General features: G+C 67.9%; 18 protein-coding genes. 11 read left to right on the top strand and 7 right to left on the bottom strand.

The window, feature by feature from the left end:
* Window positions 1–43: 43 nt before the first annotated feature.
* From AB0J62_RS29160 to rny, 3 genes are all read left to right on the top strand, one after another.
* Window positions 44–436, top strand: coding sequence for an MmcQ/YjbR family DNA-binding protein (locus AB0J62_RS29160; protein WP_363877720.1), 393 nt, complete (start codon window positions 44–46; stop codon window positions 434–436).
* Between the two features lie 151 nt (window positions 437–587).
* Complete coding sequence (locus tag AB0J62_RS29155) at window positions 588–887, top strand: antitoxin (RefSeq protein ID WP_363877718.1); 300 nt, start codon at window positions 588–590, stop codon at window positions 885–887.
* A 688-nt stretch (window positions 888–1,575) separates the two neighbouring features.
* A complete protein-coding gene (rny, locus tag AB0J62_RS29150; RefSeq protein WP_363877716.1) occupies window positions 1,576–3,237 on the top strand; it encodes a ribonuclease Y in 1,662 nt (553 codons plus the stop codon).
* On the opposite strand, the gene AB0J62_RS29145 is transcribed toward rny, so the two are convergent.
* From AB0J62_RS29145 to AB0J62_RS29125, 5 genes are all read right to left on the bottom strand, one after another.
* Window positions 3,218–3,598, bottom strand: a complete 381-nt coding sequence (locus AB0J62_RS29145; RefSeq protein ID WP_363877714.1) for a nuclear transport factor 2 family protein — start codon at window positions 3,596–3,598, stop codon at window positions 3,218–3,220. The genes rny and AB0J62_RS29145 overlap by 20 nt on opposite strands.
* A 39-nt stretch (window positions 3,599–3,637) precedes the next feature.
* Complete coding sequence (locus tag AB0J62_RS29140) at window positions 3,638–3,928, bottom strand: DUF6458 family protein (protein ID WP_363877712.1); 291 nt, start codon at window positions 3,926–3,928, stop codon at window positions 3,638–3,640.
* Window positions 3,929–3,999: 71 nt separating this feature from the next.
* A complete protein-coding gene (locus tag AB0J62_RS29135) occupies window positions 4,000–5,163 on the bottom strand; it encodes an acyl-CoA dehydrogenase family protein (protein ID WP_363877710.1) in 1,164 nt (387 codons plus the stop codon).
* An 18-nt stretch (window positions 5,164–5,181) separates the two neighbouring features.
* On the bottom strand, window positions 5,182–5,757 hold the full coding sequence (locus AB0J62_RS29130) for a DUF1707 domain-containing protein (protein ID WP_363877708.1): 576 nt from the start codon (window positions 5,755–5,757) through the stop codon (window positions 5,182–5,184).
* Between the two features lie 19 nt (window positions 5,758–5,776).
* Window positions 5,777–6,463, bottom strand: a complete 687-nt coding sequence (locus AB0J62_RS29125; RefSeq protein ID WP_363877706.1) for a type 1 glutamine amidotransferase — start codon at window positions 6,461–6,463, stop codon at window positions 5,777–5,779.
* Window positions 6,464–6,559: 96 nt separating this feature from the next.
* Between AB0J62_RS29125 and AB0J62_RS29120 the strand changes: the two genes are divergently transcribed.
* The 4 genes from AB0J62_RS29120 to ispG are packed head-to-tail and all read left to right on the top strand — an operon-like array spanning window position 6,560 to window position 11,131.
* Window positions 6,560–7,393, top strand: coding sequence for an FHA domain-containing protein (locus AB0J62_RS29120; protein WP_363877704.1), 834 nt, complete (start codon window positions 6,560–6,562; stop codon window positions 7,391–7,393).
* A gap of 34 nt (window positions 7,394–7,427) precedes the next feature.
* On the top strand, window positions 7,428–8,627 hold the full coding sequence (dxr, locus tag AB0J62_RS29115; protein ID WP_363877702.1) for a 1-deoxy-D-xylulose-5-phosphate reductoisomerase: 1,200 nt from the start codon (window positions 7,428–7,430) through the stop codon (window positions 8,625–8,627).
* 21 nt (window positions 8,628–8,648) lie between these two features.
* On the top strand, window positions 8,649–9,956 hold the full coding sequence (locus tag AB0J62_RS29110) for a site-2 protease family protein (RefSeq protein ID WP_363877700.1): 1,308 nt from the start codon (window positions 8,649–8,651) through the stop codon (window positions 9,954–9,956).
* 26 nt (window positions 9,957–9,982) lie between these two features.
* A complete protein-coding gene (gene ispG, locus AB0J62_RS29105; protein WP_363877698.1) occupies window positions 9,983–11,131 on the top strand; it encodes a flavodoxin-dependent (E)-4-hydroxy-3-methylbut-2-enyl-diphosphate synthase in 1,149 nt (382 codons plus the stop codon).
* Between the two features lie 16 nt (window positions 11,132–11,147).
* Here ispG and AB0J62_RS29100 read toward each other — a convergent pair whose 3' ends face one another.
* The gene (locus AB0J62_RS29100; RefSeq protein ID WP_363877696.1) at window positions 11,148–11,834 is read right to left on the bottom strand and encodes a hypothetical protein; all 687 of its coding nucleotides are present in this window, start codon (window positions 11,832–11,834) and stop codon (window positions 11,148–11,150) included.
* 81 nt (window positions 11,835–11,915) lie between these two features.
* Here AB0J62_RS29100 and AB0J62_RS29095 point away from each other — a divergent pair, with 81 nt between their 5' ends.
* Both AB0J62_RS29095 and AB0J62_RS29090 read left to right on the top strand, forming a co-directional pair.
* Entirely contained in the window at window positions 11,916–12,395 is a 480-nt protein-coding gene (locus tag AB0J62_RS29095) for a MarR family winged helix-turn-helix transcriptional regulator (RefSeq protein WP_363877694.1), read from the top strand.
* Window positions 12,396–12,397: 2 nt separating this feature from the next.
* Window positions 12,398–12,946: a nucleosidase gene (locus AB0J62_RS29090; protein WP_363877692.1), complete on the top strand. Its 549-nt coding sequence runs from the start codon at window positions 12,398–12,400 to the stop codon at window positions 12,944–12,946.
* Here AB0J62_RS29090 and AB0J62_RS29085 read toward each other — a convergent pair.
* Complete coding sequence (locus AB0J62_RS29085) at window positions 12,927–13,433, bottom strand: NUDIX domain-containing protein (RefSeq protein WP_363877690.1); 507 nt, start codon at window positions 13,431–13,433, stop codon at window positions 12,927–12,929. The genes AB0J62_RS29090 and AB0J62_RS29085 overlap by 20 nt on opposite strands.
* Before the next feature lie 54 nt (window positions 13,434–13,487).
* On the opposite strand from AB0J62_RS29085, the gene AB0J62_RS29080 reads away from it, so the two are divergent.
* Both AB0J62_RS29080 and AB0J62_RS29075 read left to right on the top strand, forming a co-directional pair.
* Window positions 13,488–14,270 carry a cyclase family protein gene (locus tag AB0J62_RS29080; RefSeq protein ID WP_363877688.1) on the top strand — a complete coding sequence of 261 codons (783 nt, stop codon included), beginning with the start codon at window positions 13,488–13,490 and terminating at the stop codon, window positions 14,268–14,270.
* Window positions 14,270–15,892, top strand: coding sequence for a thiamine pyrophosphate-binding protein (locus AB0J62_RS29075; protein WP_363877686.1), 1,623 nt, complete (start codon window positions 14,270–14,272; stop codon window positions 15,890–15,892). The genes AB0J62_RS29080 and AB0J62_RS29075 overlap by 1 nt, the downstream gene beginning before the upstream one ends.
* Window positions 15,893–15,934: the final 42 nt, after the last annotated feature.

Genomic DNA, 15,934 nt, shown 5'->3' with positions numbered 1-15,934 from the left:
TAGCAGGAGCGCGGCGGTCGTCTCCGGGAGTAGCGTCGGCGGCATGGTGAGTTTGGAGGATGTGGAGCGGTTGGTTGGGCAGTTGCCGGAGACCGAGGAGACGATGAAGCACGGGCATCGGACCTGGGCGGTCGGCGGCAAGGGGTTTGCGTGGGAGCGGCCGTTCAGCAAGGCGGATCTGAAGCGGTACGGCGACGAGACGCCGCCGGCCGGCCCGATCTTGGCGATCAAGGTCGAGGATCTCGCCGAGAAGGAAGCCGTGCTGGCCGCCCGGGCAGGGGACGGGTTCTTCACGATTCCGCATTTCAATGGGTACGCCGCGGTGCTCGTGGAGCTCGACAAGGTGCCGGAAGATGTGCTCCGGGACGCGCTGCTTGACGGGTGGTTGGTGTACGCCCCGGCGACGGTCGCGAAGGCGCACCTCGACAGGCGGTGACGGAGAGTGAACCGGTTTCGGGTCCGGTGAGCGGCGAGGGGCGTTGACGGGTGCGGTGCGACGGTGTGTTATCCGAGGTAGGACTGGTATTTGGACCGGTCCGTAGGCTGGGATTTTCCGTCGATCCGCCCCAGACACCGCGGAGGGTGCAATGAACGATTTCCAGGAACAGGCGAAGAACTGGCTCCGGAATGTCGTCAAGCAGAACCCGGACAAGATCAAAGCCGGCGTCGAGAAGGCCGGCGACCTGATCGACAAGCAGACCGGCGGGAAGTACGCGGAGAAGGTCGACTCGGTCCAGCAGAAGGTCGGCACGTATGTCGACCAGCAGTCCAACGAGGAGCCGGCCCAGGCGGAGCAGACACCTGCGGAAACGACCTCGGAGTCCACCACCGCGGGTACGGCGGAGAGCACGCAGCCGGACAGGCCCGCGCAAGGCCCCGCCAACTGACCAGTCCACATCTGCAGCCCCGCGGCCGCCTCAGCGCCGCGGGTGCTGGAGATCCGGACGGCTCGCGGCGACCTCGCCATCGCGATCGAGGCGAAGGTTGACCAAACGTACGCCCATGCCCGTTTGTGGAGTAGTCCAGTGCGCGGAGTGGTCTCATCCGCCAGGTGACGGAGGAGTGTCCGTCTTGACCGCGTGATGGGCCGCGCTTAGCCTCGGGATCAAGAAGGGATGAATCCACCCGCAACGGTGGCGGATATAACGATCGGTGAGCCGGGTGAAACAGGCCGGCTGACCGGTAAAAATGACGCAACCACGCTCGACTGAGCTGAAGGAAGGACGACGGCGCGACGCGCTGTCGATAGACGGCACCGCACGCAAAACCCGGACGGCTACCTGGCCGGCAGGGGCGCGAGCGGCGTCACCGCGATCTCCGCGTTGTCGGCGGCGACTCACGGTGAGCAAGCGAGGCAAGCAACGCCGGAAAGCCGCACCACGCGGCATCCACGGAGGCGAGCACAGCTATACCGTCGCAACGGTAGACACCGGTACCGCCCTACCAGGCGGCACCGGCACTGCCGTACCCCGATAGCCGCCGGACCCCGGCGGCGCCTTCAGCCGTACCGGTGGGGAGTCCCTTCGACAGACGGCCACAGTCCCGCGTGGGACTCGACGGAGAGGGGAGAAGCCGATGACCGCGATGTCGGTTGGCCTGGCCCTGATCGGATTGCTGATCGCAGGATTGCTGGCCTGGATCGGCCTGAACCTCTCCCGCCGGAAAGCCGCCGACAACTCGACCGCCCAACTCGAGGCCGCGCAGTTGACCGCCGGCGCGAAGTCCGCGGCCGAGCTGATCCGGCGGCAGGCCGAGGAGGAGGCCGCCGTACTGCGGACCCGCGCCGAGGCGGCCGAACAACGCGGCGAGGAGATCCGCCGCAGCGCCGAGGACCGAGCCTCCGAGGTGCGGCGTGATGCCGAGCAGCGGGCGTCCGAAGTACGGCGAGAAGCCGAGGCGGAGGCGCAGTCGATCCGGGACGACCTGCGGGAGCAGCGTCTCGAGATGGAGCGCCGCGACCACCGGCTGACCGAGCGCGAGGAGCGGGCCGACGAGCAGCACCGCGCCCTCGAGGAACGCCACACCGAGCTGACCGCGCTGCTTGGCGAGTTGGAGAAGCGCAAAAACGAGATCAAGGACCTCGAGGACGAGCGCCGGCGGATCCTCGAAGGCGTCGCGAACCTGACCACCGAGCAGGCGAAGGCCGAGCTCGTCGCGTCGATCGAGGACGAGGCCAAGCGGCACGCGCACACGATCGTCCGCGAGATCGAGCGGCAGGCCCAGGACGAGGGTGAGATCAAGGCCCGCAAGATCATCACCGGCGCGGTGCAGCGGCTGGCTTCCGAGCAGACCAGCGAGTCGGTCGTCTCGGTCGTACACCTACCGAGTGACGACATGAAGGGCCGGATCATCGGCCGCGAGGGCCGCAACATCCGGTCGTTCGAGCAGACCACCGGCGTGAACCTGATCATCGACGACACCCCCGAAGCCGTGCTGCTGTCCTGCTTCGATCCGGTACGCCGGGAGACGGCGCGGCTGACACTGGACTCGCTCGTCCTCGACGGCCGGATCCATCCGAGCCGCATCGAGGAGATCTACGAGCGCAGCAAGGGCGAGGTCGCCGAGCTGTGCCAGCGGGCCGCCGAGGACGCGATGGCCGATGTCGGGATCACCGATCTCCATCCGGAGCTCGTCCGCACGATGGGGCTGCTGCGCTACCGGACGTCGTACGGGCAGAACGTGCTCAAGCACCTGATCGAGTCCGCCCACATCGCCGGGATGATGGCGGCCGAGCTCGGGCTGGATCCGAAGCTGTGCAAGCGCGGCGCGTTCCTGCACGACATCGGCAAGGCGCTCACGCACGAGTCCGAGGGCAGTCACGCGATCGTCGGCGCCGAGCTGGCCCGCAAGTACGGCGAGAACGACGACGTCGTGCATTGCATCGAGGCGCACCACAACGAGGTCGAGGTCCGGACCGTCGAGGCGGTGCTGACGCAGGCTGCGGACGCGGTGAGCGGCGGCCGGCCGGGCGCGCGGCGGGAGTCGTTGGAGGCGTACGTCCAGCGACTCGAACGGCTCGAGGAGATCGCGATGCACCACGACGGCGTCGAGAAGGTGTTCGCGATGCAGGCCGGCCGCGAGATCCGGGTGATGGTTCTACCGGACGCGGTCGACGACATCGCGGCCCAGGTGATGGCGCGCGATATCGCGAAACAGGTCGAGGAGGAGCTCACGTACCCGGGTCAGATCCGGGTGACCGTGGTCCGCGAGTCCAGGGCTACTGAGGTGGCGAAGTAGCGTACTTTTCCCGCCACGGGGGCGGGTCGAACGGAGCCCCGTAGATCCGGGTCTCGCGGGCGATCCGGCCGTCGCGGAACTCGACGACGTTCGCCACGTAGTAGATGTCGCCGCTGTAGTCCGACCGGCCGAGGACGACGAAGTGGTCGCCGGAACCGGTGATGCGGAGGATCTGGATCGACGGCGGGTTCGGGTACTCCTGCTGCATCGCACGCATGGTGTCCCGCCCGACGATGCGTTCGCCGGACTGCGGCATCTCCAGGACGTAGTCCTCCGTGCGCATCTCGTGCTCGGCCTCCGCCGAGAGCACGAGCTCGCCGTCGGACGTCCACAGGCGTTCGAGCAGTTCACGGTTGTCCATGGACTCATGGTGCACCCGGATCGCGCCGGCGAGGGGCGACTACCTTCTGGGGCGGGGCCGGGCGGTCCGCGGCGTGACGTCGATCGGCTCGTCGGAGACGCGTTCCGGCGGGTCCGTGCGGTACTGGCGCTCGACCTCCGGGTCGATGACGGGCTTGTCGGTGATTCGGCGCTGATTGGCGAGGCGGTACGACAGCCAGATGCCGGCCGCGCCGCCGAGCATGATGATGATCCCGAGAGCAGTCAGGTTGAACGTGTCGGACGTGTCCCGCACGGCGAACGCGAGGACAGCGCCGATCACCACGAGTGCGATCCCGGCCCCGATCCGCATACCTGCTCCTTCCATCAACACGGAGTAGCTGATCTCACTCCCCGTGCCCAGAACAGGCCGGTTGTATGCGCTCAGCGGAAGGCGGACTGGCCCGTCAGCGCCTGGCCGATGACGAGCTGGTGGACCTCGGACGTGCCTTCGTAGGTGAGGACCGACTCGAGATTGTTGGCGTGCCGCATGATCGGATACTCGCCGCTGATGCCGTTCGCCGCGAGGATCGTGCGGCATTCGCGGGCGATCGCGATCGCCTCACGGACGTTGTTGAGCTTGCCGACCGACACCTGCTCGGGGCGGAGCGTGCCCTTCTCCTTCAGCCGGCCGAGGTGTACGGCGAGCAGGACGCCCTTGTTCAGCTCGACCGCCATGTCGGCGAGCTTGGCCTGGGTCAGCTGGTACGCCGTGAGCGGCTTGTCGAACACGATCCGCTCCCCGGCGTATGCGATCGCGGTCTCGAGGCAGTCGCGGGCCGCGCCCATCGCGCCGAAGATGATGCCGAACCGGGCCTCGTTCAGGCAGCCGAGCGGGCCGGACAAACCGCGTGCCTCGGGCAACAAAGCTGAGCCGGGCAGCCGCACATCCGACAGCACCAGCTCGGAGGTGACAGACGCGCGCAGCGACATCTTCCGCTTGATCTCCGGCGCCGAGAAACCGGGCGTCGACGTCGGTACGACGAAGCCGCGGACCCCGTCGTCGGTCCGCGCCCAGACCATCGCGACGTCGGCGACGGAGCCGTTGGTGATCCACATCTTCGAGCCGTTCAGCACCCAGTCGTCGCCGTCGCGGCGGGCGTTGGTGCGCATGCCGGCCGGGTTCGAGCCGAAGTCGGGCTCGGTCAGGCCGAAGCACCCGATCGCCTCACCTGCGGACATCCGGGGGAGCCACTCGTTCTTCTGCTCGTCACTGCCGTACTTCCAGATCGCGTACATCGCGAGCGAGCCCTGCACGGAGACGAGCGACCGCATCCCCGAGTCCGCCGCCTCGATCTCCAAGCAGGCAAGCCCGTACGCAACCGGTCCCAGTCCGGCACACCCGTACCCCGTCAGGTGCATCCCGAGAAACCCGAGCGCCCCCAGCTCCTTCGCCAGCTCCCGCGCGGGAATCGAAGCCGTCTCGAACCATTCCGGCAACGCCGGCCGCAACCGCTCATCCGCAAACCGCCGAGCCGCTGCCCGAACATCGAGCTCTTCCTCGGTCAGCAAAGAGTCGACATCAACGACATCAAGCGAAACGGTCATAGGACGAACGCTAATCCATCACTTGGTGTACCAGGGCCACCACCAGTGGCGTTTGCGGGGGTGGCGGACGACGACGCTGGCGTGGTGGGCCTTGCCGGTGACGTGCAGGCGGACGCCGCCGGGGCGAGGTGCTACCGCCTTGTTCTTGGCGCTGCTGTGGTTCGACTCGACCTGGTCGATATCAACGCTCCAGCCCTCGGGAATCACCATCACCACGGAGCTGTGGATCGCCTGCGCGTCGACGTGGATGTCGGCCCAGTGGACCACGGCGTCGGTGAAGTCGAGCTTGACGGACGAGTGTTCGGCAATCGCGGTCATGCGTTCGGGCACGACCCACGCGCCTTCCCGCTTCTGCGCGCTGTGCCTCGCACGGAGGGTGAGCTCCTGCGAACTGCCGTGGGCGATCGGCATCAGGTCGGCGGTCGCGTTGCGCAGTTCGAGCTGGGTCTTGGCCGAGTAGATCTGGGTCAGCCGCTCGTCCAGTTCCTCGAAGTCCAGCCGCCCGTCGGTATGTGCTTCCTGGACCACGGCGGCGGCGCGTTCGCGGTCGTTGTCGGATGCCCGGTGACCGGGCGGCGGCTGCTCCAGACTCATGCGACGAAGGGTAGCGCCGCTACAGGTTCGACAGGAATCGGCCGATGACCGTCGACCAGGTCTTGTCCAGCTCCGCCGCGTACTTCTCGGCGTCCGCGACCAGCGCATCCGGATCGAACCCCATCGACCGCAGCCGCTCCGGGTTCCACCGGCGGACCCGATCGGCCGCGACCTCAGGGTGGAACTGCACGCCCCAGGTCCGCTCGCCGACGCGCAGCATCTGGTTCGGGCACCGCTCACTGGACATCAGCAGTACGGCGTCCTGCGGGAGCCGGGTGATCTGGTCCTGGTGGCTCTCGACCGCCCGGACGGTCGACGGGAGGCCGTCCAGCAGCACGTCGTCAGCGGGCAGCACACTCAGTGCCGTCACACCCTTCTCCGGAAGCCCGTACTTCCCCTGCACCTGGCCACCGAAGGTGTGCGCCACCAGCTGGCCGCCCAGACAGATCCCGAGCACCGGGACCTGTCCGTGTGCGGCACGCAGCAGCTCGCGCTCGGCAGGCAACCACGGGGCGCGGTCGTCCTCGTCCGGCAGCAGCCCGCCGCCGAGCATGATCAACGCCGCATGGTCTCCCATGCTGCTGGGGACAGGCTCACCGTCCCAGGCCCGGACCACGACGGCCGTGATCCCGCGGTCGTCCAGCCAGTCGAGCAGCTTGCCGGGTCCGCTGTCGGGATCGTTCTCGATGATGAGCACGCTGGTCACCGGGCCACGGTACGCGGCACACCGGACACCGCCGTACCGGAGTCGTGATTCCTGGATACTGATGCACTGGGGGTGCAGATGGAGCTAGGGGTGCAGATGGAGCCGATCAGTGGATTCGTGCGCGCCGTGGTGGGCGACGTGGCCTTCATCTTCGGCAAGGGCATGGTCAACGCGTACCTGCTGGCCCGCCGCAACCGAGTGCCGAGGCCACAGCTCGACCTCCTGGTGCGGTCGCACGGTCAGTACGTGCCGCTCGCCATCCCGACCGGCACCGTGCCCGCAGTCGACCGACTGGTCGGGCTGGACGAGAGCCGGCCCGCGCCGCTACTGACTGTCGAGTTCACTCCGGGCGACACCGGCGCCGAGGCACACCTCACCGCGAACAACCCGGTCCTCATCACGATCACCGACGTCTCTCACCACGAGTACGACGCAGTAGTGCTGACGACCTCGCTCGGCTCAGCGGCGTACGCACAACTACCGCCGGGGTACTACCACGTGTCCGCTGTGGTCATCGACGAGCACGCCGACCTGCTGCAGGGGTACGGCGCTCAGCACAACCTGCACGTGGACAAGGGCGACGACCTGATCGTCTCGCTGTCGATCCGCACCGCCGGGGTAGGCGAGATCGCGACCGCGCTGGAGACCGGGCCGCAGCCCGTGCTCGTGGGGGAGGACGGTGACGTCGTACCGCTGCTCGACCTGGTCCGCATCGGACGCGCGCCGGACTGCGACGTGATCATCGACCGCCAGGAAGTCAGCCGCCACCACGCGGAGTTGCTGCGGATCGATGCGACCAGCTACGAGCTGCGGGATCTCGGGTCCACCAACGGGACGTCGGTGAACGGCGTACGGATCGAGACCGCGATGGTCGGTGACGGCGACGAGATCAGGCTCGGCGCGCTGCCGTTCCGCTTGTACCTCGGCTGACCCGATCTGGAACCGGACCTGGAACAATGGCGCCGTGAACTCACGCAGCGTCGTCATCCTCGGCTCGACCGGCTCGATCGGTACCACGGCGCTCGAGCTCATCGGGCGGAACCGCGACCGGTTCCGCGTGCTCGCGCTGTCCGCCGGCGGCGACAACGTCGGGTTGCTGGCGGAGCAGGCGCTCGAGTTCGACGTCGAGGTCGTCGCGGTGGCGAAGGCCACGGTCGCGCAGGACCTGCAGCTGGCGTTCTACGCGGAGGCGCAGCGGAAGGGGTACGCCCAGGGCGAGTTCCGGATCCCGAAGATCATCACCGGACCGGAGGCCGCCAGCGAGCTCGCCGCGATGCCGTGTGACGTGGTTCTCAACGGAATCAACGGATCCGTCGGCCTGCACGCGACGCTGGCCGCCCTGGACGCCGGGAACACGCTGGCCCTGGCCAACAAGGAGTCGCTGGTGATCGGCGGCCCGATCGTCACGCGGCGGGCCAAGCCCGGCCAGATCGTCCCGGTGGACTCCGAGCACAGCGCGATCGCCCAGTGCCTGCGCGCCGGTACTCCGAACGAGGTTCGCAAGCTCCTGCTGACCGCGAGCGGCGGCCCGTTCCTCGGGCGGCCCCGGAGCGAACTGGCCGATGTCACGGTCGAGCAAGCCCTTGCCCACCCGAACTTCGCGATGGGCCCGGTCGTCACGATCAACTCCGCGACGCTGGTCAACAAGGGCCTGGAGCTGATCGAGGCACATCTGCTCTTCGGCATCCCGATGGACCGGATCGACGTCGTGATCCACCGGCAGCAGGCGATCCATTCGATGGTCGAGTTCTTCGACGGCGCCACGATCGCGCAGGTCGGCGTACCGACGATGACCGTGCCGATCGGGCTCGCGCTGGGTTGGCCTGACCGGATAGCGGACGCTTCGCCGCCGTGGAACTTCGCCGAGGCGAGCACCTGGACGTTCCAGCCGCTCGACGACGACGAATTCCCGTCGGTCGGCCTGGCCCGCGAGGCAGGCACCCGGGGCGGTACGGCGCCGGCCGTGTTCAACGCGGCGAACGAGGTCTGTGTGGAGGCGTTCCGGGCCGGACGGCTGCCGTTCACCGGGATCGTCGACACGATCGCCAGGGTGGTGACCGAACACGACGTACCCTCGTATGTGGAACTGTCCGTCGACGACGTGCTCGCCGCGGACGCGTGGGCCCGGAACCGGGCTCGTGAGATCACTACCGGCCACCGATAGCAGCCAGGAGAACCAGAAGGCATGACCGTGCTTCTCACCACCGTCGGCATCGTGCTGTTCGTGCTGGGGGTCCTGATCTCCGTGGCGCTGCACGAGATGGGCCACATGCTCCCGGCGAAGGCGTTCGGGATGAAGGTCACGCAGTTCTTCGTCGGCTTCGGCCGGACCGTCTGGTCGACCAGACGCGGCGAGACGGAGTACGGCATCAAGGCGATCCCGGCCGGCGGGTTCGTCCGGATCATCGGGATGCTGCCGCCGGGCAAGGGGCAGGACCCGACGAAGGTCCGCAAGGCCAACACCGGCCCGATCCAGTCGCTGGTCGAGAACGCGCGGTCCGCGGAGTACGAGACGATCTCGCCCGAGGACGACGGCCGGCTCTTCTACCAGAAGGTGTGGTGGAAGAAGCTGATCGTGATGGCGTCCGGGCCGCTGGTGAACGTGGTCATCGCATTCGTGCTGTTCGGCGGGCTGTACATGCTCTACGGGACGCCGGTCGCGCAGACCACGGTCTCCACCGTCACCGACTGTGTGATCCCGGCCAACCAGGCATCGGCCGACCGGAAGTGCACCGACACCGACAAGGTGTCGCCGGCCAAGGTCGCCGGCTTCCAGGTCGGCGACAAGATCGTCTCCTTCAACGGCACGCAGATCAGCAGCTGGGACCAGCTCACCCCGCTGATCCGCGCGAACACCGACAAGCCGGCCACGATCGTTGTCGAGCGCAACGGTGCGCGGAAGACGCTGCAGACCAACACGATCGTGAACCAGGTGCAGGAGAGCGCCACCTCCGACAAGCTCGTGTCGGTCGGCTTCCTCGGCATCTCGCCGACCGAGAAGGTGGAGCGGCAGAGCTTCGGCTTCGTCGTCGACCAGATGGGCAAGCTGACCGTCAGCACCGTGCAGGCGCTCGGCAAGTTCCCGGAGAAGCTGGTCGGGGTCGCCAAGTCGATCGTCGGCGGTCAGCGTGACCAGGACAGCCCGATGAGCGTCGTCGGCGCGAGCCGGGTCGCGGGTGAGGTCGCCTCCAGCGACCTCGGCGTCGGCCAGAAGATCGCCACCGGGATCCTGCTGCTCGCCTCGCTGAACCTGTTCCTTGCCCTGTTCAACTTCATCCCGCTGCTGCCGCTGGACGGCGGCCACATGATCGGCGCGATCTGGGAAGGCATCCGGCGCGGCTTCGCCAAGCTGTTCCGCCGCCCCGACCCCGGGTACGTCGACGTGGCCAAACTGCTTCCGATCGCGTACGTCGCAGCAAGCGCGATCGTGGTGATGGGCGTACTGCTCGTCATCGCCGACATCGTGAACCCCATCAAGCTCTTCAACGGCTGACCCTCACCCACACTGGTTAAGGACACATGAGCATCAACCTGGGCATGCCCGCGCTGCCGCCTCCGACCCTCGCGCCGCGCCGCAAGACCCGTCAGATCAAGGTCGGCAGCGTGCTGGTCGGCGGCGACGCACCGATCTCGGTGCAGTCGATGACGACGACGCCGACCAACGACGTCAACAAGACGCTGCAGCAGATCGCCGAGCTGACCGCGGCGGGCTGCGACATCGTCCGGGTCGCCTGCCCGCGGCAGGAGGACGCCGACGCGCTGCCGGAGATCGCGAGGCACTCGCAGATCCCGGTGATCGCCGACATCCACTTCCAGCCGAGCTACGTGTTCGCCGCGATCGAGGCCGGCTGCGCCGCGGTCCGCGTGAACCCGGGCAACATCCGCAGGTTCGACGACCAGGTCAAGGAGATCGCCCAGGCGGCGAAGGACCACGGTACGTCGCTGCGCATCGGCGTGAACGCCGGATCGCTGGACAAGCGGCTGCTGGAGAAGTACGGCAAGGCCACGCCCGAGGCGCTGGTCGAGTCGGCCGTGTGGGAAGCCTCGCTGTTCGAGGAGCACGACTTCCACGACTTCAAGATCTCGGTCAAGCACAACGACCCGGTCGTGATGGTGCAGGCGTACGAGATGCTGGCCGAGCGCGGTGACTGGCCGCTGCACCTCGGCGTGACCGAGGCGGGGCCGGCGTTCCAGGGCACGATCAAGTCGTCGGTGGCCTTCGGTGCGCTGCTGTCGAAGGGCATCGGTGACACGATCCGGGTGTCGCTGTCCGCGCCGCCGGTCGAGGAGGTCAAGGTCGGCCTGCAGATCCTGCAGTCGCTGAACCTGCGCGAGCGCAAGCTCGAGATCGTCTCCTGCCCTTCCTGCGGTCGCGCCCAGGTGGACGTCTACACGCTCGCCGAGCAGGTCACCGCCGGCCTCGAGGGTATGGAGGTTCCGCTCCGCGTCGCCGTCATGGGCTGCGTCGTGAACGGCCCCGGCGAAGCCCGCGAAGCCGACCTCGGCGTCGCCTCCGGCAACGGCAAGGGCCAGATCTTCGTCAAGGGTGAGGTCATCAAGACGGTCCCGGAGTCGGCCATCGTGGAAACCCTCATCGAAGAGGCCATGCGCATCGCCGAAACCATGGAAACCACCGAACCCGGCGAACCCACCGTCTCCATCAGCTGACGTACGCCGGCCCTGGTCAGCGCGTTGTCGTCGTGTTGTGGGTTGCTACCGGTCTGACCGGCGGGAGCGTGGGTGGTTGGGTCGGGTCGTCGGTTGGAACCATGCGCCGTACTGCGGCCGGCATGGCGCCGACCGTGAACGCGTGGACGGCCGGTCCGACGGACGCGGTGACGAACGATGCCACGGCCGGAACGTCGGCCGGGAGCGGAATGAGGTGCTCGCCCGGGCCGAAGTGGGAGTCGGCGATCCGCATCGATGTGCTCGCGGGCTCGGGAGGGGTGAATGACGTGGCCCACCAGGCCTCGACGACAACCTGGGACGGCTCCTGCAGGGTGATCCGTACCGTTCTGTTCGCGGCGTCATAGGCCACGCCGTTGTCGTCGCCGGCAGTCGACAGGACGCTCTCGACCTGGGCAGCGATAAGGCCTGCGATTCCGGCGAGGCCTTGGACAAAGGTGACCTGGCCGTTGACCTTCGAGATCGCCTCGCTGAGGTGCTGCTTGGTGCCGGGTGGAACCATCCCGCCGAACACGACGACATCGATGCTCGTCGTGTCGTACTCCGTCAGAACGTCGTCGAACCGATTCGTCGCGTCGGCGTGGAAGCCCTTACTGCGCAGGATGTCGGTGGCGTCGAGGATCACGCCCGGACTCCTGCCGATGACCAGAATCCGTTCGGGTCTGCTGGTGATGGATTCGCCCATGAGCCGGTCTCCCGAGGTTTCAGTGTTGGTATGGCCAACATAGCAAGTGTTGGTCGCACCAACAACTGATATCGTCTGTCCATGCCGATGGACCACGCGCCGCGTCGTACTCCCGATCGCGTCAAGGATCGTCCGACCTGGCTCATCAGCCGGACCTTCGCCCGCTCGTCGGGTCTGCTCGCCGCCGGGTTCGAGTCGCACGGCAGCGGACTTCGCAGCTACCACTACCGGCTCTTGGCCGCGCTCGAGGAGTGGGGGCCGGCGAGTCAGGCCGACCTGGGCCGGGGGACCGGGATCGATCGCAGTGACGTCACCGCGGCGCTGTCCGAGCTCGAGTCGCGTGGGCTCGTCGAGCGGTCTGTCGACCCGAGGCACAAGCGTCGCAATATCGTCACCATCACCCCTGCGGGGATTGCCCAACTCGTGGAGCTCGACAATGTCATCGACGATATCCAGGAACAGGTTCTGGAGCCGCTGACCCACGCGCAACGTCGCCAGTTCATCGCCCTGATGGTGAAGCTCCTGGCGGCCGACGAACCTCTGCCGAAAGGGTCACGCTGAGGATGTCCGAGTATCTGGTTGTCTGTGCCGTTGCCGGTGAGGCTCGCTATGTTCCGGCGGGGGTGCCGCTGGTGGTCACCGGGGTTGGGAAGACGGCGGCTGCTGTTGCGGTGAGCCGGGCGTTGGCTGGACGCGATACGTCTGACGTAGTGGTGCTGAATGTCGGGACGACCGGGGCGTTGCGGGACGGCCTCTCCGGACTGTTTCTGCCGAGCACCGTGATCAATCACGATGTGAATGCGGAAGCCGTTCGAGCTATCGGCCTGGACCCGCAGGATGAGCTGCACATCGAGGGCGGAGACGGGACGGTGCTCGCGTCGGGGGATGTGTTCGTGACGGATCCGGTCGTCCGGCAGCGGCTGGCAGAGCGGGCGCATCTGGTGGACATGGAGGCGTACGGCGTCGTGTACGCCTGCCGCGAGTACGGCGTACCGGTCCGCGTCGTGAAGCACGTGTCCGACTCAGCGGATGAGGCGGCCCTCGACTGGCCCGCCTTGGTGGATGCCAGCGCGAAGGTGCTGGGGGAGTGGGTCAGCGACTACGTGCGCTGAGCCACTCCAGCACGGCGGTCTCGCGCACTAACCAGCGCATCACGCCGACGCCGCTCTCCATCACCCTGCGGTTCGCCGCCAGCGCGGTGTCGACAGTCACCCACCGCGGCGTGAGTTCCAGCTCGGCCTCGTAGCCCTCCAACTGCTGATCACCAGCTGGCGTTCCGCCCGAGCATCCGAAGTAGTACGAGGTCATGCCGAACACGTCGTACTCCGCGTCGATCGCCGGCACCTCCTCGCGGGTCGTTGCCAGCTCGGCGCCGACGGCAACCGCGTCGTACGCGCACTCCTCACGGAACTCGCGGCGTAGCGCCGACTCGAAGGACTCACCCGGTTCGACGCCGCCGCCAGGGAACTTGTAGTCGCCATGGCGGGACGCGAGCAGCAGCAACTTCGGTCCGCGGAAGAGCACCCCGCGGACCGCGGTGCGTTCGACCACACGTCCGCCCGGAGCGAGTTCCGGTGAACGAAAGGTGGCGAGGAGCATGCGGTCTATGCTGACTTGGCCTTGGGTCAAGTACGCCACTCGCTGGAGGTTCGTATGGCCGGTTCGTCGCTTCTGTCGGCACTAACGGCTGCGCTCGCGGATGGGTCGATCGTGGTGGTGGATCTGACTTCGCCGCTGTCCGCGACGACGCCGGTCATCCAGTTGCCGCCGGAGTTCGGCCAGACGGCGCCCTTCGCGCTCGAGGAGATCAGCAGGTACGACGATCGCGGCCCGGCCTGGTACTGGAACAACTTCACCAGCGGCGAGCACACCGGCACGCACTTCGACGCGCCGAACCACTGGGTCACCGGCAAGGACCTCGCCGACATCGCCTCGGTCCCGGCGAACCGGTTGATCGCACCGGCCGTCGTGCTCGACTTCACCGCCGACGTGGAGAAGAACCCCGACTTCCTCGTGGAGGTCGACCACTTGAAGGCCTGGGAGGCGGAGAACGTCCCGCTGCCCGCCGGCGGCTGGCTGTTCGTACGCACGGGCTGGGACGCGCGATCGCACTCGCAGGAGGCGTTCCTCAACGCCGACGAGAACGGACCGCACACGCCAGGTCTGTCGCCCGAGTGTGCGCGCTGGGTCGCGCAGGAGTCGCCCGTCCTCGGCATGGGCGTCGAGACCGTCGGCACCGACGCCGGGAAGGCGCACTCGTTCGACCCGCCGTTCCCGTGCCACTCGTACCTGATGGGCAGTGACAAGTACGGGCTGACGCAGCTCCAGAACCTCGCGCAGCTCCCCCCGACCGGCGCCGTCATCATCGCGGGACCGTTGCCGATCGTCGGCGGTTCCGGCGCTCCTGCCTGGGTGCTCGCGCTGGTCGAACGCTGATGAATGTCGCGGACGCCGTCGGCCGGGCATTGGTGGCCGCGGGCGTCCGCCAGGTCTTCGGCGTGGTCGGGTCTGGCAACTTCCACCTGACGAACGCGATGGTGGCCGCCGGCGCGCGGTTCGTCGCCGCGCGCCACGAGGGCGGCGCGGCCACGATGGCCGACGCGTACTCGCGGATGAGCGGGACGGTCGCCGCGCTCACTGTCCATCAAGGCTGCGGTCTGACGAACGCGATGACCGGGATTGCCGAGGCTGCCAAGAGCCGTACGCCGATGGTCGTGGTCGCGGCTGAGGTCCTCGAGCCGCGCTCGAACTTCTACGTCGACCAAGCGGCGCTGGCTCGTGCCGTCGGCGCCGTCCCCGTGCGGATCAGCTCGGCGGAGACAGCGGTAGCGGAGGCGCAAGACGCGGTGGCGACCGCAGTACGCGGGCGCAGGACGGTGCTGCTGAACGTGCCGCTTCCCGTGCAGGCGTTGGAGGTCCCGTCACCGGCGGCCGCCCGGCCGACGGCAGAGCTGCCGTCGCGGGAGGCGGTGGTGCCGGATGCCGCCGAAGTCGCCGCCTTGACCGACCTGCTGCGGCATGCCGAGCGGCCGGTCTTCGTCGCAGGCCGCGGAGCTCGCGGACATGGCCGGATCCTCGAAGCGCTGGCGGAACGATCCGGTGCACTCCTCGCGACTTCGGCTGTCGCGCACGGCGTGTTCCACGGCAACCCCTGGTCGCTCGGGATCTCGGGCGGCTTCGCCTCACCACGTACTGCGGAATTGATCCGCGCCGCAGACCTCATCGTCGGCTGGGGCTGCGCGCTGAACATGTGGACGATGCGCCACGGTCAGCTGATCGGATCCGACGCGACCGTGGTGCAGGTCGACGACGACGCGTCGGCTCTCGGTGCGCATCGCGAGATCCAGTTGGGAGTCACCGGTGACGTCGGCCTGACCGCCGAGCTCGCTCTCGACGCATTCGGCGAACAGCACACCGGCTATCGCACGGCCGAGCTCGGCAGCGTGCGCTGGCGGGACGTCGAGTACGACGACATGAGTACTGCGGAGCGGATCGACCCGCGGACGCTGAGCATCGCGCTCGACGACGTACTGCCGGCCGAACGCGTGGTCGCGGTCGACTCCGGCAACTTCATGGGCTACCCGAGCGCATACCTGGACGTGCCCGACGAGAACGGCCTGTGCTTCACCCAGGCGTTCCAGTCGATCGGACTCGGCCTCGCCACCGCGATCGGCGCCGCGCTGGCCCAGCCGCATCGGCTCGCCGTTGCCGCGCTCGGCGACGGCGGCGCGCTGATGAGTGCAGCGGAACTGGACACTGTCCGACGGCTCGGCTTGCCGATGCTGGTCGTCGTCTACAACGACGACGCGTACGGCGCCGAGGTGCACCACTTCGCTCCCGGCGGCCACGCATTGGACACCGTGGTGTTCCCGCCGACCGATATCGCCGCGATCGCGCGCGGCTACGGCTTCGAGGCCGCAACTGTGCGCACGGCCGGCGACCTGACCGCGGTCAAGGACTGGCTGGACGGACCGCGTTCGGCGCCGATGCTCGTGGATGCGAAGGTCGTCGCGGCCCAGCCGTCCTGGTGGCTGGAGGAGGCGTTCCGGGGCCACTGACTATCCTGGCTTGACCTTGACCCTGGGGGCAAGGTTTAGCGT

It is taken from the genome of Kribbella sp. NPDC049584, assembly GCF_040675555.1.
Taxonomy (GTDB): Bacteria; Actinomycetota; Actinomycetes; order Propionibacteriales; family Kribbellaceae; genus Kribbella.
The sequence above is the reverse complement of the archived record's forward strand: the minus strand, read 5'-3'. Positions and strand labels throughout refer to the sequence as shown.